Genomic DNA, 26,417 nt, shown 5'->3' with positions numbered 1-26,417 from the left:
ATTGGCTTTATCCTACTCATTAGTTGCTGCTTCTAGCCAAACTTCCACTTCATCTGCTAGCAACTTTTGGGCTGCATCCATCATTGATGCTGCTATTTCTTTGAGGTCTTCGCGATTATTTAAGTAAGTTTTTAACGCTTCCATTGGGTCGATACTGCTACTTGCACTCAATTCAGGAATTCGGGGCCTGGCTAACTGACTCACTAATTCTGCTTGAATGGTGTAGGTGTGAGCGGGACTTAAAGCAGTATGTAGAGAGGAACTGTCAATTAAATCCATCTGTTCAGAGCGGAGTTTGTAAATTAGCCGCACTACAGCATCTTGAATATCATACTTGGCGATCGCTTTCATTAACACCGCTTGCGGATCATCTACTTTCGAGATATCCACCTCAATGGTTTGGAAAGTCCGAACTGTCAAAGGACAAAATTCCCACTCAGCCCTTCCCCGCTCCAGCTCTAGCATTACATAGCCTTTGTCTTCTTTTTCTTCGCTAAAATCTACCCGCTCAATACTCCCTGGATAAATTACCGGCGGGTTGTTGGATTTATTCAGATTTTGATGGCGGTGGACGTGTCCCAAGGCTACATAATCAAAACAAGGTCGCGTCAGCAAAGATAAGGGTAGAGTAAAGCCTTTACCTACTGCCAAAAAGCGTTCTGCGCCCAAGGTTGCATTGTCAGCCATCAAGTGAGCCAAAAGAATAGTAGGCACATCGGGGTCAAGACGGCGAACTTCCCCTTCTAAAACAACTCGTAGACGTTCTGTTAATAGTTGGTTGACTTCCGCCAAAGATAAACCTTCAGTCTCTTGGCGAGTCATTAAGGTAGAACGAGTCAGCCAAGGCAGAGTAATTACTTGCACTTTGCCATTACGGGTTTGGATGCAGTGAGTAGTTAATGTATCACCGACAACAAATCCTGGTACTCCCAAAGTGCGGTAAATATTTAAACTCGCCCCTCCCTGTCCTTGGGAATGTTGGTCGTGGTTGCCTACCAACAGCACTGTTGGAATATTGGCATCCATGAGACGGCGAAACTGGCTAGCAAAAGCTTGTTGTACATAAGGCGGTGGTGTAGCATCCGGGAAAGCATCGCCACCAAATATCACCATATCGACGGTATCTGTCAGCGCTCGGTCAATACATATAGATAGTGTATTGACAAAATCCTCTAATCGTGTATTTAATCCCGTTGCCGGATTAATTCGTCCGTGGGAGAAGCCGCTTCCCATGTGGATATCGGAGAGATGGAGGATTTTAATCATATTTGTCTTTTGTTCTTAGTCATTTGTCCTTTGTCTAATACTAATGACAAATGACAAATGACCAATGACTAAATATGAATTCCGCATTCTGTTTTATCACTTCCCCGCCAGCGTCCGGCGCGTTCGTCTTCGCCTTCACCTACTTTGGTGGTGATGGGTTGGTCGCCGATGCTGGGATAACCTTGGTCGTGGAGGGGATTGTAGATGACTCCATGTTCAGCCACGTAAACCCAACTGTCTTGACGTGTCCAGGTAGCTATGGGATTTACTTTCAGCCGACCTTTACCGTCAAATTCAAATATGGGCATATTCGCACGGGTTACTGCTTGGTCACGGCGGCGTCCGGTGATCCAAGCGACGCTGTTGAGTTCGTCTAGACCCCGTAGCAATGGTTCAATTTTTGTAATGTGGTGGAATTTGGCAATATCCTTGTCCCAAAGTTTGTCACCGTATTTGGCTTCAAAGGCTTCGCGGGTATCTACATCTGGAGTTTTGAAAGTTTGCAGATCCAGGTTGTAGATTTGTATAGCTTTGCCTACTAATTCCAGGCTTTCAGGAAAGTGGTGCAAGGTATCGAGAAAGATCACAGGAACGGGATGCTTCAGTTCACTGTAAAGAATATGGGTAATTATCATGTCATCCACGTTAAAGGCGCTTGTTTGCACCAGTCCCGTTGGGATATTTTCTATAGACCATGCCAGTATTTCTTTAGGAGTGGCAGTTTCAAATTGCTCATTTAATTTTTCTAAGTCAAAAGCGATCGCTTGGTTTTTAGATGCCGTGGAGACTGTCATGATAATCTTCTATTCAAATATTTTTACCTTGATTAATTTTGATCTTATCCCATAAAGGCGCGTATTCCGCTCGGAGATAAGGTAATCATTTCGTTCGGAAATTACTACATTGTGGGAATGGGGATAAGGGACAAGAAAAATAACCATATCTAATGCCCAGTAAAAATTGTTACGTACGTAAAAATAAAAGATTTACTAAGAAACTTTACGGTAATTTAAGTTTTACAAGACTTTTATAGATATTTATACTGATTTTGATATGGTTAAGGAACTATTAATAAAAGGGATTTTACTTAAATGAACAATGCAAAATTCAGCAATCCATTAGGCCAGTCTATAATTATGGGCGCTTTAATGGTATTAACCAGCGTTGGCATTATTACAATCATGAACTTTTTCTAAAATCAATATTTCTAATTTTAGCAATAAAACTTCACATAGTCCCGCTCAAAACTGAGTGGGACTTTTACTTTTTTTATGCCGATACATCCGTGTGTATTAACTTTTTGCTGTGATTTTCAGCGTTTTTACGTAGTTTTATTTCCAATAGGGATGCGATCGCAATTTCCTTTAGCTTAGTGACCGACTGGCGCTTTCACTCCTGCACCGCCTTTACCCAGGAATAATAATAGGGGTAATGAGCAAAGGAATCCTATGCCTACGACTCGAAAGCAATCTGCGTAAGATAAAACAGCAGCTTGAGTATCTACTGTTTGACTTAATAAAGCGAGTGCTTGTTGTTGTGCTGTTGCTGCATCAATGCCTTGTCCTTGAAGTGCCCCATTGAGCAAGTCGAGACGTTGACTGGTTTCTGGGTCATAAGGGCTAAGTTTTGCTAACAGGATATCTCGATGAAAAGTCTGTCTGCGGTCAAGCAGAGTAGTAAGTAAAGCAATGCCGATACTGCCACCTAGTTGTCGAGTTAGGTTGTAGAAACCAGAACCAGCAGAAATATCTTTTTTGGGTAGCGGCCCTAAAACTGCCAAACTCAAAGGGAGAAACATAAATACAGTAAAAGCTCCGCGCCATACCAATGGCCAAAATAAATCGTCTGTCCCGCTTTGTGGGGTAATAGCTGCCAATTGAAACATGACTCCAGATGAGCCGACAGCACCGATCGCAATTAAAAATCGGGCATCAACGATACTAGTCAGTTTGCCTAATAAAACCATCCCGATCGCAGACGCTAAAGCACCAGGCGCTAACAATAGTCCTGTCTGCGTTGCTGTAAAGTGCAACACACTCTGAGCAAATATCGGCACAGCGAAGAGTGCGCCATAAAGCCCCATACCTACCACTGCTGAGAGAACGCTTCCCGCAGCTAAAGAACGGTGACGCAAAACTCTCAAATCCACAGCCGGGTGATCGGTTTTCAGTTCTCGCCAAATAAACAACCCCAAGCCGATAATACCGAGGATAGTCAGAGAGACGATGAAACGAGAGGAAAACCAGTCGTCTGTTTCCCCTTCTTCTAATACAGTTTGTATGCTACCCACAGCCACGATTAAAAACCCAATTCCCCACCAATCAACAGCTTGGTTTTGGGTATCGCTCTTGTCTTTATTCTTTGGCAAAAACGCCAAAGACATGGCTACTGCAATGATCCCAAAGGGAATATTGACAAAGAAAATCCAGCGCCAGCCTAAACCATCTACTAAGAATCCTCCTAAGGTTGGGCCAATTGCCGGGCCAGCAATCACACCCACGCCAAAAACTGCTTGGGCTAAACCTTGTTCAGCTGGGGGAAAAGTCTCGAACAAAATCGCCTGGGCTTTCGCTAGCAATCCGCCACCGCATAAACCTTGGAGAATTCGAGCCGCAATCAACATTGGTAGATTGAAGGATAGCCCACATAAAATAGAGGAAATCGTAAAACCAATCAGTGAGAAGATAAAGTAGGTTTTACGCCCAAAGTAATCTCCCAACCATGCAGATAAGGGAATTAAGACGACATTAGCGATCGCATATCCGCTAACTATCCAACCCACTTCACTGACAGTTGCACCCAAAGTTGCTTGGATATCAGTGAGAGCTACGTTGACAATACTAGTATCAATTACTTCTAAGATTGCACCAAGAGAAGCCGTAAATGCGATCGCCCACTTCAATGGCCCGTGGACATAACCAAATTCGTCAAAACTAGAATGTTTAATGTTGGTAGCCATTATTTAGCACAAGTAATATTTGGGAGATGTCAAGCAATGCCTTGGTTGGCCAAAGCTAAAATTAAGTATTGTATATATACGCTACGGTAGCGTATCATATAAAAACGGTCAAGAGAGTTTTCCATGAAAAGTGGCAGAAATACCTATGCTAAAGATGGATGGTCATTGCTGCTGTTTTAGTGCATGGGAAATGATTTCTGGACTGATTTATTCCCATCTGGTATGTTCTATGCCCAAAAATAGGAGCAAATGGCCAAGAAGATATTGCTTGGGGATGATATTTTTATGAGTAAGCAAATTAATAGCACCTCTGGACGCCCACGCAGCATCCAGGCCGACCAAGCTATTCTGCAAGCGACCTTGGATCTGCTTGCAGAGGTAGGATATGAAAGTATGAGTATAGAAGCGATCGCTTCTCGTGCTGGAGTTGGTAAAACAACCATCTATCGGCGTTACACTTCCAAAGAAGAACTAGTTGCAGACGCAATAGAAAGTTTGAGAGATGATTTAGCGATCCCCGATACTGGCAGCTTTTGGGGAGACATGGATATCCTGATTAATAATGCCGCCAAAAAAATAGATAGTCCCCTTGGTCGTCAGACACTCGCATTAATCATCAGTACAGCTTCTAGCAATCCTCAGTTTGCAGAGGTCTATTGGACAAAATATACAAAACTCCGACGTGAAGCCTTTTCTAAAGTACTTGAGCGTGCCAAGTCTAGAGACGAAATTCAGAATAATGCAGACGTAGAACTCATTATCGACCTGGTGAGCGGCTCATTATATTATGCACTGATCTTTAAACCCACAACCGAGCCAGTAGAAGCATACATGCGCCGCACCATAAATCTTCTCCTCAAAGGTATTGGGCATGGGGCATAGGGCATGGGGCATGGCGAATGCGAACAAGACTAAGATAAGGCTTCCTTAGATCAGAACTTTACAGGGACAACGAGAATAACCAATGCCCAATGACGGCAGTTGCTCCACTTGGGGAAACCCCATCGCTTTTAGCGTCTCCCCTTGGGAGAAGACCGCACTGCCTCCCCAATGCCCAATTCAACTTGTTAGCAAAATAACTTTTCACTATAGGTCATAAATGAGATGATGGAGAAATTAGAGAAAAAGGTGAACAATTGTTATTTTTCTCCCTCCGCTTCTGGTTGCAGAATGGCATCACAATATTGAATGAGGGTTGTCAAGCGATCGCTAATCGTTTGAAGTCTCGTTTGTGCAGTAGATGCCTGCCGCGCTCCTTGGAAAAACATTACATCTATTGCCAACAAGCGCAATTGCTTGCTCATTTCCGTTTGATAAGACTGTACTCGCCAGTTTTCATCAGCCAAAGGCACAATTTGTTGCCCAAAAAATTGCTGCAACGAGGCTACACGCTGCCGCAGTTCGGGCGCAACGATTTGAGTAGTTGTGGCATCAGAGCGGAATTGCTCTAACAAGGTTACGAATACCAGATATTTCTCACGGTTTAAAGACATCCAGTGCTAGTTAAGATAGTATTAATGTCAAGTAATTTTTCTTCTACAATAAACTTTCTTAAAGACTTATCACCACTAAAAGCCTCAAATTCTGGTTTGAGGCTTTGTTTGCCATCAATGGATTTTCTTTTTTTATGATCCTTGAAACTGAAACTGGATGATTACCATTAGCAATTGGAAAATCATCCTTAAACTGTTTTTTCTACCCTATTTCGGGCAACAGCATCTTTTTAAGGCGATGCTGCCAGTTTTATTTATTTTTCACTTATCTACCGATCCACTCTAAACCCAATTGTATGAGCAGCATAGCTATAAATTCATCAGTTGATCTAGCCATTCCGGAATGGTTGAAAAAATGTTTGAAGGAGTCATCGACAACTAGCGGCGCAACAGAAGATGACCGAAGGTATAGTGATACTGTATTAATTGGTCGCGCATTTGAATTTGCTTACCAACTGCATCAAGGTCAATACCGCAAATCGGGAGAACCATATATTGCTCATCCCGTTGCTGTTGCTGACTTGCTGCGTGACTTGGGAGGTAGTGCTGCTATGATAGCAGCTGGATTTCTCCATGATGTCGTTGAAGATACAGAAGTTACAAGTCAAGAAATAGAAGAACGCTTTGGCCCAGAAGTACGGCAATTGGTTGAAGGTGTCACCAAGCTTTCTAAGATCAATTTCACTAGCAAAACCGAAAGCCAAGCCGAAAACTTCCGGCGGATGTTTTTGGCAATGGCGCAAGATATTCGGGTAATTGTGGTGAAATTGGCAGATCGTTTGCATAATATGCGAACTTTACAATATATGTCAGAGGCCAGCCGCCGCCGCAGTGCCCAAGAAACGCGAGATATCTTTGCACCCTTAGCTAATCGCTTGGGGATTTGGCGGATTAAATGGGAACTGGAAGATTTGGCTTTTAAATATTTGGAACCGGAAGCTTTTCGCGAAATGCAGCAGCATGTTTCTGAAAAACGGACGGCGCGAGAAGAGAAATTGGCCAAAGCGACAGACATTTTGCGAGAACGTTTGCACCAAGCCGGAATCCACTTTCAGGATCTCAGCGGTCGTCCCAAGCACCTTTATAGCATTTACCAAAAAATGCACCGCCAGCAAAAGGAATTTCACGAAATTTACGATTTGGCGGCACTGCGGATTATTGTTCAAACCAATGAAGAATGCTATCGGGCGTTGGCGGTGGTTCATGATGCTTTTCGCCCAATTCCTGGGAGATTTAAGGACTATATTGGACTACCAAAGCCGAACCGTTACCAGTCATTGCACACTGGGGTGATTGGACTAACTGGCCGTCCTTTGGAGGTGCAAATTCGGACAATCGAAATGCATCATATCGCTGAATATGGGATTGCCGCCCATTGGAAGTACAAAGAAACAGGTGGTTCTAGTATTAGCCATTTGACAGCGACAGATGACAAGTTTGCTTGGCTGCGGCAGCTGCTGGAATGGCAAACTGATCTCAAGGATGCACAAGAATATCTTGATAGTGTCAAAGACAATCTATTTGAAGATGATGTCTATGTCTTCACCCCTAAGGGCGATGTTGTCCCTTTAAGTCCTGGTGCTACTACTATAGATTTTGCTTATCGCATTCATACAGAAGTGGGAAACCATTGTGCAGGGGCGCGGGTGAATGGGCGAATGGTGCCACTGTCAACGCGGCTGCAAAATGGCGATATTGTAGAGGTTATGACCCAAAAGAACTGCCATCCGAGTTTGGATTGGTTGAACTTTGTCAGGACTTCAGCGGCGAAATATCGGATAAAACAATGGTACAAGCGATCGCGCCGGGAAGAAAATGTCGCCCGTGGAAGAGAATTATTAGAAAAGGAACTTGGTAAAACTGGCTTTGATAGTTTGCTAAAGTCAGATGCGATGGAGACTGTCGCCGAAAAGTGTAACTATCACAGCGTAGACGATTTACTTGCAGGTTTGGGTTACGGAGAAGTGACGTTGAACCTAGTGCTAAATCGCTGGCGAGAAGTAGCGAAGGGACAACAACCAGTTTCTACTGTGTCGCCATTTATCCCCAAAGAACCAACTACATCAAAAGCTTTGCGAGATGCACCTGCAACTACTTCCCGCTCCACTGATTCGCCAATTTTTGGGGTAGAGGGGTTGGTGTATTATTTAGCTGGGTGTTGTACCCCGATTCCTGGCGAACCAATTATTGGTGTGGTGACGCGAGGTAGGGGGATTTCAATTCATCGCCAAGGCTGCCATAATCTGGAGACTGTGGAGTATGAGCGCTTAGTACCAGTTAGGTGGAACCCAGCCGCCGAAAATAGCGGTCGTCCGCACACGTACCCAGTAGATGTTCAAATTGAAGCCCTTGACCGCGTAGGGGTGCTAAAGGATATTTTGTCACGGTTGAGTGACCAAGGAATTAATGTCCGCCATGCTCAGGTGAAAACCTCTATTGGTCAACCTGCATTGATGGACTTAGGAATAGATATACGCGATCGCTCTCAACTAGAGCAAGTGTTCGTCCAAATTAAGAAAATGAGCGACATTTTAAATATCCGCCGCGTTGGTCAAATCGACGAGTAGATGTGCCAATTGTAGGGTGCGTTACACTGCGTTAACGCACCAATTTAAGTTGCGATTTTACTCTCAAGTTTTAAATTTTGAATTGTAGCAAAGCGACAGTTATACCTGAGCGATTGCTTCTAATGGCAAAAGTACTGTAAATGTAGACCCTTTTCCTAGCTGTGAATCTACTTTAATTTCACCATCCATTAACTGAACCAATCGAGAGACTATTGCTAAGCCTAATCCTGTACCATCAGAACTTTGCACTTTGGGAGCAGTTACTTCTCGAAAATAGGGATTGAAGATTTGTGCTTGAGCATCTGGAGAAATACCAATACCACTATCAGTAACGGAGATAGCCCACTGGTGTTGAGATACCGTCCAGCACTGCAAATGAATTGAACCAGATTCTGTGTAGCGAATTGCGTTACTTAGCAGATTTGTCAGAATTTGCTGAAGCCGAAGAGGATCTGTGATAACTTGACTTGGGGCGCGATCGCATTCAACAACCAAGGATAATTCTTTAGTACGCACTAGTGGGTCAATCATATCTAAAACTGAGTTGATTAAAATACCTATATCGGTTATAATCGGCTGCAATTTCATCTGTCCGGCATCATAGCGCGAAATTTTCAGAGTATCGTTAATTAACCGGACAAGAAGTCTACCACTCTTAAGAACTCGCTCGATACTTTCAAGATTTGCATAGGTGTCCTTGATTTCTGGCTGTTGACGCTGCTGGCGCAGAAATAAGTCTGCGTAACCGATAATTGAAGTCAGGGGCGTTTTCAGTTCATGAGCTAAATGAGAAAGATTATCTTTATTAGCACGAACCAAACGAGTTAGCTCTTGGTTAGTCAACCGCAACTGACTTTGGAGTTGTTTAAGCTCTTGTAATCGTCCTTGAGTATAACTGTTAAAGCAACGAGCGATCGCTTCATCAATTACTGTATCAATCAGGCGAACAGCCCTTAGCACCTCTTGTGCAGATCCCTGTAATAAGTCTTCTTCTAAAAAAGAAAAAATCACAAACCGGAGTAAACGATACTCTCGCGCAATTTCCGCTGGCTCAAATCCTTGTTGGGCGCGAAGTGTGCCGTGTTCTAAACTTGCATCTACTACTGTCTGCAAATCGCTGGTTGCAGATTCAGAAAGTACTGTTGCTAATGCTTTCAAAACGCGGGGTAAGCTATCTCGTACAGCTTTGAAAGTAAGTTCATTAGTAGCTTCAATTTGTTGATCCTGGTAAACTGCTTCTACCCATTGATCAAGAATGGCATCACTTTTTGTAATTAGAGTCTGACTAAAATCCATCTTTTGCACAACCAAAGACAGCGAAGCTTTTTCCATTAGAGGTAGATTAGTACGTTTAATGTCAAGTTCGCACCTGACAGAAGATAGAGGTTAGTGAAAAGATCAGGTTCTTGCTGAACTAATCGTTTTAGCTGATTTCATCATAAATGCAAGAGCGATCGCTTAACCAAGTAGATTGTGGTTACAGAGTAAAATAACTCAACATAATTAAGTTTTTTACTATCTTATTTATCTAACTTTATTAAGAGATGTAAAAAACCAATATTTCTACTTTTTATATAATTCTAATTTGCAAATATTTACATCAGTATACTTACAAGAGTATAGATGTACTACCATACATAAAATCCGTGCTATTAGCAATCTATAATTTTTTTACCGAGGCTACATTAAGCATGAGCTAAAAAATATAAAAGTTTGATAAAGTATGTCCAAACTTCTGGTTAGTCAATATCACACAGAAGTAGAAAGAATTATTCAATATGGCGGTTCACGTAAAGAAACATCGATTCGGGTTGCATTTCAAAACTTAGTTAATGAATATTGCAAACCTAGAGAATTTAGGGTTATTCCCGAACTAGATTATAAAACACCTAGCGGCAAACTTGTTTATCCAGATGGCACTGTTAAAGATGCTTTACGTTTGGATTGGGGCTATTGGGAAAGCAAGGATGAATACGATAATCTCGACGAAGAAATTAGCAAAAAACTTATAAAAGGCTACCCAGATAGCAACATTCTGTTTGAAGACTCGCAAACAGCAGTTTTAATTCAGAGTGGACAAGAAACCATGCGCGTTCCGATGAAAGATACTGCGGCGCTGGATAGTATAATTACATATTTTATAAATTATGTTCGCCCAGAAGTTAAAGATTTTCGTGAGGCGATTGAAATTTTTAAGGAAGATTTACCGGCTGTTTTAAATGCTTTGCGTAACTTAATCGAGAGTCAAATCGAAACAAACGCAGCTTTTAAAATAGCCAGAGCTAAATTTTGGGGTATCTGCAAAGAATCAATTAATCCTGAAGTTACTTTGCTGGATATTAGAGAAATGATGATTCAGCATATTTTAACTGAAGATATCTTTATTAGCATCTTCAATGAATCTCAGTTTCATCGAGAAAATAATATTGCTCGTGAATTAAAAGGGGTGATAGATACCTTTTTTACAGGTAGCACTAAAAAAAATACTCTTGGTACTATTGAGCGTTACTATGGAGTCATTAGAAGAACTGCTGCGAATATTTACAATCATCATGAAAAGCAGAAGTTTTTAAAAGTGCTTTATGAGAATTTCTATAAAGCATATAACCCGAAAGCGGCTGACAGGCTAGGAATTGTATATACGCCAAATGAAATCGTGCGTTTCATGATTGAAAGTGTAGATTATTTAGTTCATAAAAATTTTGGTAAGCTGCTTGCTGATAAAGATGTCGAAATTTTAGATCCGGCTACAGGAACAGGCACTTTCATTACTGAATTAATTGATTATTTGCCTAAAAACACTCTGGAATATAAATATAAGAATGAAATTCATTGTAATGAAGTAGCGATTTTACCATATTACATCGCTAACTTAAACATTGAATATTCCTATAAGCAAAAAATGGGTGAATATCAAGAGTTTGAAAATATTTGTTTTGTCGATACGCTGGATCATACATCATTTGCCGGCAAACAATTAGATTTATTTTCTATGAGTATAGAAAATACAGAGAGAATTAAACGGCAAAATGAAAGCACAATATCGGTGATTATTGGGAATCCTCCATATAATGCAAGGCAAGACAACTTTAATCAAAATAATGCTAATCGTGCTTATAAAGCAATAGACAAGCTTATAAAAGAGTCTTATATCAAATATAGTAAAGCCCAAAATCGGATTGTACTTTATGATATGTACACTCGTTTTATGCGTTGGGCTACTGATAGATTAAGTAAAAATGGAATTTTAGCATTTATCACTAATTCATCTTTTATTGACGCTAGGACATTCGACGGACTTAGAAAAGCTGTTAGTGATGAATTTAGTGAGATTTATATTGTTGATTTGCATGGAGACATTAGAGAAAATCCTAAGCTATTAGGTACGACACATAATATTTTTGGTATTCAAACTGGCGTTGCAATTATTTTTATGATAAAGAGGCAAGTAAGCAATGGTACACCTTGCAAAATATTTCATACTCGCCGCCCAGATTTTGATACAGCAGAGGAAAAGTTAAGGTTTTTAACTGAAACTAAGTTTACTGATATTCATTTTGATCATATTACCCCAGATAAAAATCATAATTGGATTAAACAATCTGATAATGATTTTGAAAATCTTTTACCATTAATTGATAAAGATGTAAAAGCTGGCAAAGGACAAAAAGCTGTATTTAATTTGTTTACAATAGGAGTTGTTACAAATAGAGATGAATGGGTATATGATCTTAGTTATCCGATTTTAACAGAAAAAATTAAACTAATGATAGGAGTGTATAACTTATCTGTTCAAAATAAAACTATGGATCACTCTATTAAATGGAGTTCTTCACTAGAAAGTTATTTGCATAGCGGAAAACAAGTTAGTTTTAACAAAAGGTTAATTCAGTTATCTCTATATAGGCCATACTTTAAGCTATATCAATACACAGAAAAAACTTTCAATCATAGATTAACTCAAAATCATTATGATATATTTTTTGAAACCTTAAATAATCACAATCAATTGATTGGTATTTCTAATATTGGCTCAAATAAACCTTTTCACTGTCTTGCATCAGATTTATTAATTGACTTGCACCTAACAGGAGATTCTCAATGCCTTCCTCTCTACCGCTACGACAAAGACGGGAACCGCATCGACAATATCACCGATTGGGGGTTAGCACAATTCCAAACTCACTACAACGACTCGACAATTACCAAGTTAGATATTTTTCACTACACCTACGCAGTCTTACATAATCCCGCCTATCGCACCAAATACGAAATTAATTTGAAACGAGAATTTCCCCGCATACCCTTCTATGATGACTTTCACCAATGGGTTAACTGGGGTAAACAGTTGATGGATTTGCACATCCATTATGAAACCGTCCAACCCCATCCTTTAAAACGAATTGATTTACCTCTCGCTAAAAATAGGACACCAAAGGCAAAACTCAAAGCCGATGCAGTCAATGGAAGCATTATTTTAGATGATGTCACCACTCTAGAAGGTATCCCCAAAATTGCTTGGGAATATCGCCTTGGCAACCGTTGTGCTTTAGAATGGATATTAGATCAATACAAAGAAAAGAAACCTAAAGACCCGACAATTGCTGAAAAATTTAATACATATCGCTTTGCAGATTACAAAGAACAGGTAATAGATTTACTACAAAGAGTCTGCACCGTCAGCGTGGAAACAATGCAGATTATTCAACAGATTCAGGTGTAATCGATTTGTTATTTTTCGGGAACAGACTAATCAATGTGCGTAAAGCCTGATTGACAGCTTCTCCATTAGGAAAATACTTCTGTACATCGGGATCAAGCATCACTGCCCGATCTTCAAGAGTAAAGTACTGTAAAACAGTTGTCTCATCAGCTTGATGAATAGTAACAGTATGTCCACACCGATAAGCTTGGTAATACTTCCCACAAACACCATCTGTAAAATCGTATTCTGGAAGCATATCATTATCTGTGATCTCCGGCTGCTCAGAATTAACTTTGTTCATAAACTTTCCGTTCTGCTTTTGTGGCTTGGCGGCAACTGATAATGCGAATACTGGATTGGCATTCTGTAGAAACTTTTTTTCATGCCATTCAAACCCCAATTCCACAGAATTACCCTCACTTTGACGACTTTAGCAACCTCTCAGCAATATTGTAGGTTGTTTTTGAAAAAGTATATTTTAGTCCATATATATTTTAGTCCATATATTTTAATACTAAAAGTTACTCCGATCGATTAGCTTATATACCTCGGTAATGATGGATGATTAATATTGATTAGTGTACCTATGAGTTTCGATCCCCATGCAACAGTTATTTCCTGGAGAGGTATTCGCCAACACTACTGATTTTGACACTGGTATTCGCCAACTCTTACCCCGATACGATGAGATGTTGGAGGTAATTGCCCGTTGTCTGCCTTCCACAAGTCGGCGTATTTTAGAATTAGGTTGCGGTACAGGCGAACTTAGTCTCAAGATACTCAACCGCTTTCCAGATGCCCAAGTAATTGCCTTAGATTACTCACCTAGAATGTTGCAATTTGCCCAAGATAAAATCACAGCAGCTGGATATCAACAACGCTGGACTGGTATACAAGCAGACTTTGGCGACTGGGCAAATAATCCAGAGAACTTGAATATTGGTAGCAAATTTGATGCTTGTGTCTCATCCTTGGCAATTCACCATCTCCACGATGAGATGAAATTGAAGTTATTTGAGCGAATTGCTGCTAGCCTCACTCAAGACGGCTGTTTTTGGAACGCTGACCCCACTTTACCAGAATCACCAGCCTTAGCAGAAGTTTACAAGGCGGTACGAGAGGAATGGTCAGTTCAACAGGGAACTAATTCAACAGAGATTCGCGCGAAGCTTGGTGCGAGCAGCACCCAAGGTTACTCTAGTCAAGACCAGCTAGCTACTTTAGATGCTCATTTACAAATGTTGAGCAAAGCTGGATTTAAGATAGTTGCAGTGCCTTGGAAATATTATGGTCTGGCGGTCTTTGGTGGCTGGCTGTGAAAATTTGAGGTTTTGGATGTCTAGATTTGGGATTTTTCTATCTCTAATGGGTATTTATAGCATTAATAGCTTGATAGTAACAAAATAGCAATAAATAACATTAATTCTCTCGATCAGAACTAATATATAAACGCATTAGGTCTGTAAAGGAGGTCTTGCTAACTCACGCAAGGTTTTTGGCTGAAACTTGCGCTAATTAAGCTAGCTTTGTGTTTTTATACAATATTTCCACATCAGAAGTACCCGTGAGGGTACTATCAATCCTCTACAGACCTATCCGAAAATACAGAGTAGAAAATTTTCTTCAGAAAAGAAACCAGGGACACGCGATTTGGATTCGTTTTTCTGCTCCTTTCTCCAGTGGAGTTAAAGCCACTGTTTGCCATCACTTAGTTTCAAAAGGAGAATATCTTGGATGGCTCGAAATAAAAAGAAATCAGCCGGGTTCAAGCATGAGCATCCACTTTCCTCTAGATGCCCGATTTGTTGTATTATCCCGCCCCACATGCTGGAAAATGTCGTTGTAAATGGGAATCCCCAGCAGCGTAGTTGGGCTTTTCATACATTAAATGTTTCGGCACAGCTTCGCGGACGCAGAGATGTCATAGGTAATGTTTCCTTTGCACCTTCTCCGGGTGAGAAGCGTCGCACTATCTACGATGCCAAATATGGCCAGCAACTTCCTGGTACACTAGTGCGGGCTGAAGGAGATCCACCAAGCAGTGATGCAGCAGTGAATGAAGCCTACGATGCTGCTGGTGCGACTTATGAATTATTTTATGAGATTTTCGATCGCAATTCCATTGACGACAAAGGACTACGTTTAGACTCCACCGTGCATTATGGCGTCAAATATGACAATGCCTTTTGGAACGGTGACCAGATGGTTTATGGTGATGGTGATGGAGAACTGTTTCAACGTTTCACGAAATCAATTGATGTAATTGGACATGAGTTAGCTCATGGTGTGACTCAGTACGAAGCGGGCTTACAGTATTATGGCGAACCAGGGGCACTGAATGAGTCATTTTCTGATGTCTTTGGTTCCTTAGTGAAACAAAAGTCCAAAAATCAGACTGCACAAGAGGCAGACTGGCTGATTGGTGAAGGTCTTTTAGTACCGACTGTCAAAGGTGTTGCCCTGCGATCAATGAAAACACCAGGAACAGCATACGATGATCCAGTATTGGGTAAAGATCCCCAACCAGCCCATGTAAAAGATAAATATACTGGCGTTGAAGATAATGCTGGAGTGCATATCAACTCAGGAATCCCTAACTATGCCTTTTATCTAGCGGCTGTTGAGATTGGTGGTTATGCTTGGGAAACAGTTGGTAAAATCTGGTATATTGCTTTACGCGATCGCTTGAATGCTAAAGCAGATTTTAAAAAAGCTGCCAGCGTCACCATTCAAATTGCTGGCGAACTCTACGGTAATGACAGTAATGAGCAGAAAGCTGTGCAGAACGCTTGGCAAAAGGTAGGAGTTATTTAGAGTTAGGAGAGACGCGATTAATCGCGTCTGTAAATAGTCAGTACTCAGGACTGATAAATCTGTTGTTTGTTGTTGCTAAAGTGGGAGGTGATAACTATCATCTCCCAATTAAATAACCCAACGGAGAGCAAAACAATGCGGGTATCATTTGAACGCACGGGCGGCTTTGCCGGGATCAGCAAGAAGACAACCGTTGATACAGACACTCTCCCGCCACATGAAGCTGCAACACTTCCGCGACTAGTAGAAGTTGCTGATTTATTTAGGCTACCTGAACTAATTACTTCGCCAAATCAAGAGAGCGATCGCTTTCAGTATAAGTTAACAGTAGAAGATAACGGTAAACAGCATACGGTGACCGTTAGTGAGTCAGCATTGCCAGGAACTTTAAGACCCCTGATTGAATGGTTACAAACTGTAGCACAAAAAAGGTAATTTACTGAATTAGCAATTGAATTTTTAGAAGAAAATCCAGTCAACGCAATATAAAATTGAATGCCTAGGGAGAAGCATCTCAACAGGAGAATGTGAAGTCATGGGCGAAGAGAAGATAAATTTTAATTCCGCAGAAGAAAACCAAACTGATGATTTTTTGCATGTAGCATCTGTAAAAGAAGATTGGGGTGGAGACGGAAGAGGGCGGATGAACCTATCAGGAAGGCGTACAGCTATCTCCAAAGAGTATGTACCTCGCCAGTACCAGTATTTTGATACGAATGCGACACCAGAGGAACACGCATGGCGCATCAGTGGAATGCCAGAGAATGTAGTAGCTGGAAGCCGTCGCTTACTTACTTGGCATGACAATGGTGCATCAACCTCAAGAGTTGTAATACCACGGCAGTTTGAAGCACCATCTGGCTTCTTTACTTCTGATTTGGAGATTTTCGTGCTTAGAGGTGCAATCCAACTGGGAGAGTGGCAGTTAAGCAAGCATGGCTACTCTTTTATCCCCGCAGGAATGAGAGTAGGCCCTTGGAAAGTGCTAGGTGACGAAGAAGCAGAAATCCTCTGGATGGAAAACGGCCCTCTCAAGTATAAATATGCACTAAATAATCATCCAGATACTAGGTTAAGTAGCTTTATCCCAGCATTGGATAGCAAATTGCTACCGTGGGGCAATACAGAAACAGTTCAATTTGTACAAGCAAATAAGAAGTGGCTAAGGAAGGATAGCAACGGGGGTGGAGTCTGGCTGCTTGCTATCTTGCCACATTATGATGGCAAGTCCCCAATGATTCAATGTTATAACGAGGAGGGGTATTGCCTAGCTGGATACTGTGATATTGGAGACTACCGATTTCTAAAGGATTACTTTGGCTATATCCCCACCTTTACCACCTCTCCTTGGCACAGAACAGATGATGGTTGCTTATTCTTTATCCGCGTTGATAGGGATTTATCAAAAGTTGCAACAGTTTTGTCATATGCACCTCAAGACACATAGGTTTTTTAAGCAGTAAGGTTTCCGTGGGGATTACTAAAAGGTCTTTTTAAATAACGTCCAGTGGGTGAACCCAAAATCTGTCCGTTGTTGTAGATAAGATTTCCTCGTAGAAAGGTACTTTTTACCCTTCCAGTTAACTCCATTCCTTCAAAAGGTGTATAACCTTGTTGTGATTCCGACTCAGCCGCACGTACCACAAAGGTTTCATTGGGGTCTACCAACACCAAGTCAGCATCATAGCCAATAGCAATATCACCTTTTTCTAACAAACCAAAGCGCCGGGATGGGTTCCAAGATAGCAATTTAGCGATATGGTTGTAAGACATCCCTCGCTTACTACCTTCACTAAATACACCAGAAAGTAAATATTCTGTACCGCCAAAACCAGACTTTGCTAACCAAATATTATTCGGGTCTTTAACATTTCTTTTTTGTTCAGCAGAACAGCAAGCATGGTCGCTAACTATCCAATCTACCTGATGATTAAGTACTGCTTGCCATAAGTATTCCACATCGGCACGGGGACGAATAGGAGGGTTGACTTTTGCCCAAATTGTATTAGGGGTATCGACATCTAATAACAAATGTCCGACAGTAACTTCTCGCCGAAAATTGATATGAGGAAAAGCAGTTTGCATAGTCAAAGCTGCTTCCATTGCTTTACGCGAACTCAGGTGCAACAAATTGATATTTGCACAGTTAGTCTCATGTGCCAAATAAGAAGCAATGCAAATTGCTAAACCTTCGGAATGAGGTGGACGCGCTGCGCTATAGGCGTGTAGTCCGCTAAGACTAGAATCAGTTTCAACTATTTTGGTATAAGCGTTGAGAATTTCTGCAACTTCGCAGTGCAAACTCAAGCTGATAGTATCTCGCGCTTCTGGATGTTTTTCCATCAAGCTAGTTAGACCACGCATAATAAATTCAAAATGGGCGAAGTCGTACCGTTCCTCTTTATTAATCATCAAAAAGAGGTTTTGCTGGTCTGACAAACCATGCAACCCATAGCCGCCATAAAACATGAAGATTTTAAACGAAGATACACCGTGTTCTTCAAACAATAAAGGTATTTCGTCGATATGCTGACTAGCTATAGGTGCGATGTGATAGCTGTAATCTACAAAAAAATTACCTGCGGATAAGGCCAACACCTCTGGAAAAAAATCGCGGTAGGAGCCGCCTTTGTTAAGATAATACTGCCCTGTACGGATGTAATTTAAGCTAGTAGTCACACCTCCCATTGCAGCTGCTTTGGTTTCAGTCACAGCATCTTTATCAAGGGGTTGATAGATACCGACGTGCATGTGGGCATCCACAACTCCAGGAAAGCCCAGTAAATTTTTGCCATCAAATACCTCTTTAGCTGTGTCTGGGCTAATATTAGGAGCAATCTGAGCAAATTTTCCATCCTTAATTCCTAAATCAAGTAGTTCGATTGCATCCTGATGGGGACGAACTACCCGCACATTTTTGATAATTTGATCTAATACGGGAGTTTCAGACACAGTAGACCTCACACTAAAATGAGTTTAGTCAGGAATTCCAACATCGAATCAGGACGAAGACCAAATCCCATTATTATATAACGCTTTTTTATGAAATCACCTTCAGGAGAAAAGACAATGGAAAGTTTTAATGAGTATCACATAGACCCAAAGGAATTTACTTTTCTTAAAAGTTTTGTAGATAACTGGCAAGTGATTAGAGATGAGTTTACACACTTTATTAAGAATGCCTCTGATGACGAGTTAAAGTTAACTCATAATATTCTTGGGCCTAAAAGTCAAACGATTAAAACCAAGGGTGATGCCAAATATAGTGCTTTTGGTATTTTATTTCAAGGTATGTTTATTGAACAATATATTCAAGCGTACCAAATACAATATCCTGATTATCGGTCAGATGATGCATCACAAAAAGCACTTGCATTAAGAGAGAAATATTTCCCAAATTTAGCTAAAGTGATAGCAAAAGTTAACTTGAGTAATGATGAGATAATTAGAAACGTGTACTATGGTACATTCCATCCAGGCTTAGATATCAGGCTGCATGTGAACTATAATCCTCATATGAACCGTGGCTATTTAGGATTAATTGTGCCAGAGGGAGATGTGGCTATGAAAATCTGCTATGAGCAGCTTTATTGGCATGAAGGAAAATTCCTAGTTTTAGATCACAGTTATCCACACTGCCCGCATAATTACACTAATTATGATCGAACTGTTTTGGTTGTAGACTTTTTTAAACCGGATAAACCTAGAGAGGAAGTAATCCGATTTGAGAAAGAACAAGTCAAACAACGGATGCAAGATAATCCTTACAGCTTAGGTGTTTTTGGTAAAAGTGATAAAGCTACAGTAGAAGATTTTATCAAGTATGGTTTAGCTCATCAATTAGAGTGGGATAAAGCCTTATAATCCTAGAGAGAGAATATCTGAGAAGGCGACTATAAATCACGGCTACACAATCAAAATCCGCCTAGATAGGTTTAAAACTAATAGTCTGCCTTCCCTGACCTCATGAAATTTTTTTCTCACGAACCGCAGAGAGAATGAATAGAGATTTTCATGAATGATTTAGGATTATTATCTACGTTAAAACTAATAATTGAGGAGTAAGGCAAACCGAAGATTTAGCAATGTACGTAAAAACTTACAGAAAGTTAAGAGCAAAGCAACTTAATCAAGATTTTAAATCTGCTATTGAAATTGTCGAAATTCCTATTTCCCAACCTGCTGCTAGTGAACTTGTAATTCAAAACAAATTTGCTGGCGTTAATGGTGGGTTTGACACTTTACTTTGTCGTGGTGATGTTCCCTATCTTAACTTAATTCCTCCCTTTGATTTAGGTGTGGAAGCTGTAGGGAAAGTTATCGCTATAGGTGAAAATGTCAAAGATTTTCAAATAGGTGATGCTGTAGTCACAACTTGGCGTGGTGGCGGCTATCGAGAATATCAGGTTATTGATGCCAACTTAGCGGTGAAGGTGCGGCAAGCAACACCAGAGCTGCTAACACTGATGCCTACAGGTGTATCAGCTTTGGTAGCACTGGAACAAGTGGGAGAAATGAAAAATAATGAAGTGGTTTTAGTGACAGCAGCAGCAGGGGGAACTGGTCATATTGCGGTGCAATTGGCAAAATTAGCTGGTAATCATGTTATTGGTACTTGTAGTTCTGAGGCGAAGGCAAAGTTACTGAGAGAATTAGGGTGCGATCGCATTATCAACTATCGGACAGAAAATCTCAATCAAGTCCTCAAGCAAGAATACCCTAATGGGATTAATTTAATCTTTGACTGTGTAGGAAAAACCGTATTTGATACCTGCGTTGAAAACTTGGCAGTGCGGGGACGCTTAGTAGTGGTTGGTTTTATCTCCGAATACACAAATCATATAGAACAAATTACACAACCACGTCTTTATCACCAGCTATTTTGGAAAGCAGCTTCTGTGAGAGGCTTCCTCATGACTCATTATAAAGAATATATGCCAGAAGCAGGCGATCGCCTCTTAAACCTCTTCTACACAGACAAACTCAAAGTTGCCGTTGACCCAACACAGTTTCAAGGTATAGAATCAATACCCGACGCGGTACAATATCTCCTCAGTGGTCATAATTGTGGCAAAGTGGTAGTGAGGTTTTAAGTAACACGGTATTAGTTTATATCCAGTCGGGGGTGAGAATGACACAAGATTCAGAAAATACTTTAAAAGTTGCTCAACAGGCATTTGAAAATCTGACGCATGGTATGGCAACAGGAGAGTGGGAAGCATTGTTAGATATGCTCACAGAAGATTTTACCCTTTGGTTTCCAATGGGAAAATTCCACGGTTTAAATGTCGGAAAAGAGCGAGCAAAAGAATTTTTTGAGTACGTTTTTGAATCCTTTAATCCTGGTTTGAACTTGACTGGTTTAGACCGTGTTACTAGCAATGAAACGACGGCTGTCTTTGAGTTTCGGGATGAGGGGCTTTTGTTTGGACAGCCTTACAAAAATCGGGTAGCAGTTTCTTTTGATGTGCGTGGAGACAAAATTTGTGGCTATAGGGAATACTTTGGCAGTGATGGAAAATCGGATTAAATAATTCGTAATTATTTAATTAACTTTTGTTAGTTCCTCTCAGGATTGAGTTCATTGATTTCTCTACATTTAGCTTCTGCGGCTTGATATGCTGCCAAGTAGTCTTGACCGCCTAACATTATATCACCGTAATATTCATAAGGTGGATCACCATAGATTGGCAATGGGTCATCTTCTGGATAATCTTCTTTTGATTCTTCAATGATTGCTTTCAGTTTTTTAACAGTGAACCTTTGTGCTGCAAAATACCAGAGTTCTTGAGGGTTTTTGTTCAGGTGCGGTAATGTGGGATCGACAATACGGATATCGGAGGCATCGCCTAGCTCAACCCAACTGTGTTCAATTGGTCTGTATGGCTTCCCAGGAAAAGCTAAAAATCCCTGAATATATCTTGCTCCCTCAGTAGACAATGCTGCTTTGTAAGCATTATCAAACGGAGTGCTAGCCTTGCTGTTTATCTGTTCAGCAATTTTGATTGACAGCGTTTCATCCAATAGTTTGTTCATCAATAGCAAGGATTAGAGCAGCCATGAAAATATATTACCACTGCTACTTACTATTTTGTTTAGGCATTGGGCATTGGTTATTCACTAATGACAAATGACTGATGACTAATGACAAACTCTACTTTGTGTTAATCACCATCTGTAAATTTCTTAACAAGTCGCTTGAGGTGTAGGGCTTGGACAAAAGGGTTTTAACGCTATTACCGAGTATTTTAATCATTTCATGATTGGAGGCTAATCCACTAACACCAATAATTTTGATGTCTGGATTAATTTTTTTCAACACATTGATAGTTGTTGGCCCATCCATATATGGCATCATCATATCAACCAACACGACACTAATTTCTTGTTGATGTTTTGTATAGAGTGCGATCGCATCAATCCCATCACTAGCTACTAGAACTTTATAGGCATTTTTTTCTAGCCAGGTTTGAGTAACCTCTCGAATTGAATCTTCATCATCAACAACAAGAATCAATTCTCCGTGCCCTGCGGGTAATTCATTCTCTCCAGCTAATTTCCTATCTGCATCGATTGTCTGCGTCACGGGTAAGCAAACTTGAAACTCTGTGCCTTTGCCCACTTCAGTAACTACATTCACAAAACCGCTGTGGCTTTTGATGATACCAAGCACTGTTGAAAGACCAAGCCCTGTGCCTTTACCCAGTTCCTTTGTTGTGAAAAATGGCTCAAAAATTCTATCTACAATTTCTCTCTTAATTCCTGTACCTGTATCACGGACGGCAATCATCACGTAAGAACCCACCTTAGCATCAATATTTATCCGAGCATAGTGGCTATCAACCCAAAAATTCTTTGCAGAAATCTCTAGAATACCGCCATCAGGCATGGCATCACGAGCATTGATACAGAGGTTCATCAGTACTTGGTGCAACTGAGTAACATCACCAAAGATATTCCATAGGTTTTGCTGAGGAACATCAATGCGGATCTCAATAGCTCTGGAAAATGTTTGCTTAACAATATTTTCAGTTTCAGAAATTAAATATTGCACCTGTAAGGTTTTAAAGTTACCTACAGATCCGCGTGAAAACCACAGTACTTGTTTAACTAAATCTGCCGCACGTTTAACGTTTGTTTCCATAATTGTCAGCCATTGCTGACTTTTTTGATCGGGGAGCTTTTCCTCTAAAAGTTGTACTGTCATCATCATGGGTGTCAGTGCATTGTTGAGATCGTGGGCGATACCACTTGCTAGCGTGCCAAGACTCTCCATCCGTTGGGCCCGGAGAAACTGCGCTTCGAGTTGCTTTTTCTCTGTAATGTCGGAGTTGACAATCAAGATAGATTTGGCTTGCTGCTGATCGTCATTTACCAGTGTCCAGCGGCTAGCAACGATTATCTCTTTGCCTTGTTTTGTAACTTGATGTAACTCACCTTGCCACGAACCACTCTCAGCTAAAGTTTTCTGGATGTTTTTGAGTTGGCAAAAATTCTGCTTTCGATATAAAAGCTGATTGGCATTCTTGCCCAGTGCTTCTTCTGCCATCCAACCGTAGAGATGTTCAGCGCCTTTATTCCAAAATTGAATTTGGTTAACTAAATCTTGAACAATAATCCCGTCTGTAGTGATGTTGAGCAAAGCAGCTTGCTCACGGATTTTCTGTTCTGCGTTTTTGCGATCGCGTAGCGCAGCTTGCTGTTCAGTAATATCAATTACAAAGCCCGCCATCCGAGCAACTTTGCCTGTAGAGTCTAAAAAGATATATCCATTATTCTCAACTGTAATATAAGTGCCATCTTTGCGACATATACGAGAAATGCGGTGGAATCGTTCTTTTGTGAATAAAACACGGTTAATCTCTTCGATAAATAAGTTTTTATCCTCAGCATGAATCAACTCTAGCCAACGGTTCAAACCTCCTAACATCTCAGGCATAGAGTAACCTAATATTCGCTCTACATTGCCAGCATATTTGATCTCGTTGGTATGCAAGTTCCAGTCGTAGAGAATCTGACCACTCGCTTGAATTAGTGCTTGATAGCGATTGTTCCACTCAGCTAATGCAGCGGAATGAGATAACAGTTTCTCCTCTACCTGCTGCCGTTCTAAGATTTCCATCTCTAAACGTTTATTTTGCTCTGTGAGTGTTCTTGTGAGGTTTCGTAAACGTAAATGGGTATTTACCCTAGCTAAAACCTCTTCATGTTCTAGAGGTTTGGTGATGAAATCTACTGCGCCAAGCTTCAAACCTTTGACTTTATCCACCTTGTCAGTAATGGCACTTATGAATATTACGGGGATATCTTGAGTGGCTGGATTTTTTTTCAAAAGTTGACAAGTTGCAAAACCGTCGATTCCTGGCATTAATATATCCAATAAAATCAGGTCAGGCAGGGCATATTCTGCCATTGTAACGGCACTTTTTCCATCTTCAGCTACTAAAACTTTAAAGTCGTAATACTCTAATAAATCGAATAATACTTGTAAGTTAACAGGAGTATCATCGACTATTAAAATGACATTTTGTTCATTGTTCTGAAAATTCATACTTGCCTCTTATTTCAATTGGTTTAAAAATTCTCAAATTTGTTTGCCTATAGGGGATGGGCTACACCCTACACATCAACGCCCTCATCTCTCCACTACCAGTTAGATAATTTAGATAATCTTCTGGTTTAGCTGTTTTCACCTCATCAATCACAAGACTATCTCCTGGCTGATTTGAGATATCACATCTTTTGCTAGATTTTTTAGATACGCGCGAATTTCGGACTTGAAAGTAAAAAGATTTAATTAAAAGTAAACTATCTCCAGGAACTACTTACATGTGTCAAGTAGGACTTGTATAAAACATCAACCGCAAGCATGAGTATAAAAAGTACCTAGCCTCTGGGTTATAGCACTGTAAGTTGATCGCTACTTGCAATTTTAGCTTGTTGAAACATATAGCTGTTTAATAAAAATCGGCGTTGCATAATTGCGAGATGATTTTGAAATTTGCGTAGCAAATAATTACCGGATCTCCACGTCTTTGTGTCAGCCTTAATCTTAGCAATGCCTAACAATCTTCTAAATCTAATTGTTACCAATTTTGAGCAATGCTTAACATTACCTAAGTATGTAATTATCAACTTGCTGCTTGTGTATAGAGAATCACAATAGAATAATTACTTATAAATGCCAACTACTATTTCATGGAAAATGAATAAATTTTGTTACAAGTGTAACAATAAATCAGATATTTGCTATTGTTGCTAGTCAATTAAAAGTAAGTTTGGGAATCAGGGAAAAACCAAAAATGAATTGCTGCTAAATGTGCATAAAGGGCAACCCACTAAGCTTCTACCTGACACCAGGGCAAGCTTGCGACCTTGATGGAGCCAACCAACTGCTACTCAACATTGTTGCTGACACAGTGTTAGCAGACAAAGGCTATGATGCTTCGGAGCGAGTAATTGAGCGACTGATTCGGCACAAGGCAAAACCGCAGTGATTCCCCCCAAGCGTAACCGTAATAATCCTCGTGACTACGACCAAGATTTGTATAAAGCTCGTCACCTGATTGAAAACTTCTTTGCCAAACTCAAGCAGTATCGAGCAATTGCAACGCGCTACGACAAACGTGCTGCCAACTTTCTCGGTGCAATTTATCTTGCTGTTTCTATTATTTGGCTCAATTAATGACACGCCCTAGAGCAAGAAAATGAAGCACTGCGGGAAAAAATAGCACAGCTAGAGAGACGTTTGGGGTTAGATAGCCACAATAATTCAGAGCCACCTTCAAGTGACGGACTCAAAAAGAAGGCGACAATAATTCGCACGAAAAGTTTAACAGAGAAAGGAAAACGCCCATCAGGGGGACAATTAGGTCATCCAGGGTAGACATTGGAACAAGTGTTGCATCCAGATAATGTTGTAGAACATCCAACACCATGCTTCTGCTCATCGTGTGGGTGCGATGTCTCCCAAATAGAAGTAGAAAAAATCATTAAGCGACAAGTATTTGATAGACCTTGCCCATTAAACGTATATCATTAATTAAATATTTTTTCAAGGTCAGTTAAGACAGTTAAGAAACTTAAGAAAGTTAGGAAAGTTAAGTGGCAGTTAAGAAAAAATATCTGTCTTAACTGTCTTAACTGTCTTAACTGTCTTAACTGTCTTAACTTAATTGTTTTAAATGCTGTTGCATTTTCTCTAGAAAAATGAGATTATGCTTAAATTGAAATTATAAGTATGTTAATTTAAAGAAAACAAGTTTGTTTCAACAATAAATTAGTCTTTATCAAAAAAGAGTAAAATCATCAGTCATATCAAGAGTTAGTTATACTGCGATCGCAGCCACCCTTACAGCGCTGGGAACTCCGTTTGGTATCGTAGGAGGTATAAAGATGTTTGGTCTAATAACGCTTGTAGGAAATAGTCCAATGGGATATGGAATTAAAGCCATTATCAAGGCTATTTATGCAAAATGTAATCAAGACTGAATCTGTAAGATTTCTTCTCAAATAAATTAAAGATTTACTTATTATAGAAAAGCTTAAGCCTTGTTATATAAGTCAACTCATTTTTATCCAAGGCGCAGCAAGGTAATATTGATTTAAATAAA

19 protein-coding genes and 2 pseudogenes are annotated in these 26,417 nt (G+C 40.3%); 12 read left to right on the top strand and 9 right to left on the bottom strand.

Annotated elements, in window-relative coordinates; all coding sequences use genetic code 11:
* Positions 1–12: 12 nt before the first annotated feature.
* The 3 genes from HWQ44_RS09330 to HWQ44_RS09320 form a co-directional block, all read right to left on the bottom strand.
* Positions 13–1,266 carry an exonuclease SbcCD subunit D gene (locus HWQ44_RS09330; protein WP_292717805.1) on the bottom strand — a complete coding sequence of 418 codons (1,254 nt, stop codon included), beginning with the start codon at positions 1,264–1,266 and terminating at the stop codon, positions 13–15.
* A 68-nt stretch (positions 1,267–1,334) separates the two neighbouring features.
* Complete coding sequence (cysH, locus tag HWQ44_RS09325; RefSeq protein ID WP_292717803.1) at positions 1,335–2,060, bottom strand: phosphoadenosine phosphosulfate reductase; 726 nt, start codon at positions 2,058–2,060, stop codon at positions 1,335–1,337.
* A 575-nt stretch (positions 2,061–2,635) separates the two neighbouring features.
* On the bottom strand, positions 2,636–4,225 hold the full coding sequence (locus HWQ44_RS09320) for a DHA2 family efflux MFS transporter permease subunit (protein WP_292717801.1): 1,590 nt from the start codon (positions 4,223–4,225) through the stop codon (positions 2,636–2,638).
* A gap of 285 nt (positions 4,226–4,510) precedes the next feature.
* On the opposite strand from HWQ44_RS09320, the gene HWQ44_RS09315 reads away from it, so the two are divergent.
* On the top strand, positions 4,511–5,107 hold the full coding sequence (locus HWQ44_RS09315; protein ID WP_292717799.1) for a TetR/AcrR family transcriptional regulator: 597 nt from the start codon (positions 4,511–4,513) through the stop codon (positions 5,105–5,107).
* A 257-nt stretch (positions 5,108–5,364) separates the two neighbouring features.
* Here HWQ44_RS09315 and patD read toward each other — a convergent pair whose 3' ends face one another.
* On the bottom strand, positions 5,365–5,718 hold the full coding sequence (gene patD, locus HWQ44_RS09310; RefSeq protein ID WP_292717797.1) for a heterocyst frequency control protein PatD: 354 nt from the start codon (positions 5,716–5,718) through the stop codon (positions 5,365–5,367).
* A gap of 296 nt (positions 5,719–6,014) precedes the next feature.
* Here patD and HWQ44_RS09305 point away from each other — a divergent pair, with 296 nt between their 5' ends.
* Positions 6,015–8,285 (top strand): bifunctional (p)ppGpp synthetase/guanosine-3',5'-bis(diphosphate) 3'-pyrophosphohydrolase, encoded by a 2,271-nt coding sequence (locus tag HWQ44_RS09305; RefSeq protein WP_292717795.1) that lies wholly within the window; start codon positions 6,015–6,017, stop codon positions 8,283–8,285.
* A 99-nt stretch (positions 8,286–8,384) separates the two neighbouring features.
* Here HWQ44_RS09305 and HWQ44_RS09300 read toward each other — a convergent pair whose 3' ends face one another.
* Complete coding sequence (locus HWQ44_RS09300; protein ID WP_292717861.1) at positions 8,385–9,581, bottom strand: HAMP domain-containing sensor histidine kinase; 1,197 nt, start codon at positions 9,579–9,581, stop codon at positions 8,385–8,387.
* Between the two features lie 427 nt (positions 9,582–10,008).
* Between HWQ44_RS09300 and HWQ44_RS09295 the strand changes: the two genes are divergently transcribed.
* Positions 10,009–13,008, top strand: coding sequence for a type ISP restriction/modification enzyme (locus HWQ44_RS09295; protein ID WP_292717793.1), 3,000 nt, complete (start codon positions 10,009–10,011; stop codon positions 13,006–13,008).
* On the opposite strand, the gene HWQ44_RS09290 is transcribed toward HWQ44_RS09295, so the two are convergent.
* Positions 12,986–13,291, bottom strand: coding sequence for a hypothetical protein (locus HWQ44_RS09290; protein ID WP_292717791.1), 306 nt, complete (start codon positions 13,289–13,291; stop codon positions 12,986–12,988). The two genes, HWQ44_RS09295 and HWQ44_RS09290, sit on opposite strands and share 23 nt — an antisense overlap.
* Positions 13,292–13,592: 301 nt before the next feature.
* Between HWQ44_RS09290 and HWQ44_RS09285 the strand changes: the two genes are divergently transcribed.
* From HWQ44_RS09285 to HWQ44_RS09270, 4 genes are all read left to right on the top strand, one after another.
* Complete coding sequence (locus HWQ44_RS09285) at positions 13,593–14,309, top strand: trans-aconitate 2-methyltransferase (RefSeq protein WP_292717789.1); 717 nt, start codon at positions 13,593–13,595, stop codon at positions 14,307–14,309.
* A 415-nt stretch (positions 14,310–14,724) separates the two neighbouring features.
* Positions 14,725–15,804, top strand: a complete 1,080-nt coding sequence (locus HWQ44_RS09280; protein WP_292717787.1) for a M4 family metallopeptidase — start codon at positions 14,725–14,727, stop codon at positions 15,802–15,804.
* A 135-nt stretch (positions 15,805–15,939) separates the two neighbouring features.
* Positions 15,940–16,239 (top strand): protealysin inhibitor emfourin, encoded by a 300-nt coding sequence (locus HWQ44_RS09275; RefSeq protein WP_292717785.1) that lies wholly within the window; start codon positions 15,940–15,942, stop codon positions 16,237–16,239.
* A gap of 100 nt (positions 16,240–16,339) precedes the next feature.
* Positions 16,340–17,251 carry a DUF4437 domain-containing protein gene (locus tag HWQ44_RS09270; protein ID WP_292717783.1) on the top strand — a complete coding sequence of 304 codons (912 nt, stop codon included), beginning with the start codon at positions 16,340–16,342 and terminating at the stop codon, positions 17,249–17,251.
* A gap of 5 nt (positions 17,252–17,256) precedes the next feature.
* Here the strand turns inward: HWQ44_RS09270 and HWQ44_RS09265 are convergent, their stop codons facing one another.
* Entirely contained in the window at positions 17,257–18,756 is a 1,500-nt protein-coding gene (locus HWQ44_RS09265; RefSeq protein ID WP_292717782.1) for an amidohydrolase family protein, read from the bottom strand.
* A gap of 117 nt (positions 18,757–18,873) precedes the next feature.
* Here HWQ44_RS09265 and HWQ44_RS09260 point away from each other — a divergent pair, with 117 nt between their 5' ends.
* From HWQ44_RS09260 to HWQ44_RS09250, 3 genes are all read left to right on the top strand, one after another.
* Positions 18,874–19,668, top strand: a complete 795-nt coding sequence (locus HWQ44_RS09260; protein WP_292717780.1) for an aspartyl/asparaginyl beta-hydroxylase domain-containing protein — start codon at positions 18,874–18,876, stop codon at positions 19,666–19,668.
* 221 nt (positions 19,669–19,889) lie between these two features.
* Positions 19,890–20,897, top strand: a complete 1,008-nt coding sequence (locus tag HWQ44_RS09255; protein WP_292717778.1) for a zinc-binding dehydrogenase — start codon at positions 19,890–19,892, stop codon at positions 20,895–20,897.
* A 38-nt stretch (positions 20,898–20,935) separates the two neighbouring features.
* On the top strand, positions 20,936–21,334 hold the full coding sequence (locus HWQ44_RS09250; protein ID WP_292717776.1) for a nuclear transport factor 2 family protein: 399 nt from the start codon (positions 20,936–20,938) through the stop codon (positions 21,332–21,334).
* Positions 21,335–21,363: 29 nt separating this feature from the next.
* On the opposite strand, the gene HWQ44_RS09245 is transcribed toward HWQ44_RS09250, so the two are convergent.
* Both HWQ44_RS09245 and HWQ44_RS09240 read right to left on the bottom strand, forming a co-directional pair.
* Positions 21,364–21,840 (bottom strand): hypothetical protein, encoded by a 477-nt coding sequence (locus HWQ44_RS09245; protein WP_292717774.1) that lies wholly within the window; start codon positions 21,838–21,840, stop codon positions 21,364–21,366.
* A 118-nt stretch (positions 21,841–21,958) separates the two neighbouring features.
* Positions 21,959–24,355, bottom strand: coding sequence for a response regulator (locus tag HWQ44_RS09240; RefSeq protein ID WP_292717772.1), 2,397 nt, complete (start codon positions 24,353–24,355; stop codon positions 21,959–21,961).
* A 766-nt stretch (positions 24,356–25,121) separates the two neighbouring features.
* Between HWQ44_RS09240 and HWQ44_RS09235 the strand changes: the two are divergent.
* Positions 25,122–25,489, top strand: a pseudogene (locus tag HWQ44_RS09235) (IS5 family transposase).
* Between the two features lie 24 nt (positions 25,490–25,513).
* A pseudogene (locus HWQ44_RS09230) lies at positions 25,514–25,690 on the top strand (DUF6444 domain-containing protein); the annotation flags it as partial.
* Positions 25,691–26,417 lie beyond the last annotated feature (727 nt).

The organism is Nostoc sp. JL34 (genome assembly GCF_017114945.1).
In the GTDB taxonomy this organism is placed as follows: Bacteria; Cyanobacteriota; Cyanobacteriia; order Cyanobacteriales; family Nostocaceae; genus Nostoc.
This window is presented reverse-complemented; position numbering and strand designations above follow the sequence as displayed.

Coding starts and splice junctions, on each gene's coding strand:
- HWQ44_RS09330 (WP_292717805.1), bottom strand. CDS start 1,266: ATGATTAAAATCCTCCATCTCTCCGATATCCACATGGGAAGCGGCTTC.
- cysH (WP_292717803.1), bottom strand. CDS start 2,060: ATGACAGTCTCCACGGCATCTAAAAACCAAGCGATCGCTTTTGACTTA.
- HWQ44_RS09320 (WP_292717801.1), bottom strand. CDS start 4,225: ATGGCTACCAACATTAAACATTCTAGTTTTGACGAATTTGGTTATGTC.
- HWQ44_RS09315 (WP_292717799.1), top strand. CDS start 4,511: ATGAGTAAGCAAATTAATAGCACCTCTGGACGCCCACGCAGCATCCAG.
- patD (WP_292717797.1), bottom strand. CDS start 5,718: ATGTCTTTAAACCGTGAGAAATATCTGGTATTCGTAACCTTGTTAGAG.
- HWQ44_RS09305 (WP_292717795.1), top strand. CDS start 6,015: ATGAGCAGCATAGCTATAAATTCATCAGTTGATCTAGCCATTCCGGAA.
- HWQ44_RS09300 (WP_292717861.1), bottom strand. CDS start 9,581: ATGGATTTTAGTCAGACTCTAATTACAAAAAGTGATGCCATTCTTGAT.
- HWQ44_RS09295 (WP_292717793.1), top strand. CDS start 10,009: ATGTCCAAACTTCTGGTTAGTCAATATCACACAGAAGTAGAAAGAATT.
- HWQ44_RS09290 (WP_292717791.1), bottom strand. CDS start 13,291: ATGAACAAAGTTAATTCTGAGCAGCCGGAGATCACAGATAATGATATG.
- HWQ44_RS09285 (WP_292717789.1), top strand. CDS start 13,593: ATGCAACAGTTATTTCCTGGAGAGGTATTCGCCAACACTACTGATTTT.
- HWQ44_RS09280 (WP_292717787.1), top strand. CDS start 14,725: ATGGCTCGAAATAAAAAGAAATCAGCCGGGTTCAAGCATGAGCATCCA.
- HWQ44_RS09275 (WP_292717785.1), top strand. CDS start 15,940: ATGCGGGTATCATTTGAACGCACGGGCGGCTTTGCCGGGATCAGCAAG.
- HWQ44_RS09270 (WP_292717783.1), top strand. CDS start 16,340: ATGGGCGAAGAGAAGATAAATTTTAATTCCGCAGAAGAAAACCAAACT.
- HWQ44_RS09260 (WP_292717780.1), top strand. CDS start 18,874: ATGGAAAGTTTTAATGAGTATCACATAGACCCAAAGGAATTTACTTTT.
- HWQ44_RS09255 (WP_292717778.1), top strand. CDS start 19,890: ATGTACGTAAAAACTTACAGAAAGTTAAGAGCAAAGCAACTTAATCAA.
- HWQ44_RS09250 (WP_292717776.1), top strand. CDS start 20,936: ATGACACAAGATTCAGAAAATACTTTAAAAGTTGCTCAACAGGCATTT.
- HWQ44_RS09245 (WP_292717774.1), bottom strand. CDS start 21,840: ATGAACAAACTATTGGATGAAACGCTGTCAATCAAAATTGCTGAACAG.
- HWQ44_RS09240 (WP_292717772.1), bottom strand. CDS start 24,355: ATGAATTTTCAGAACAATGAACAAAATGTCATTTTAATAGTCGATGAT.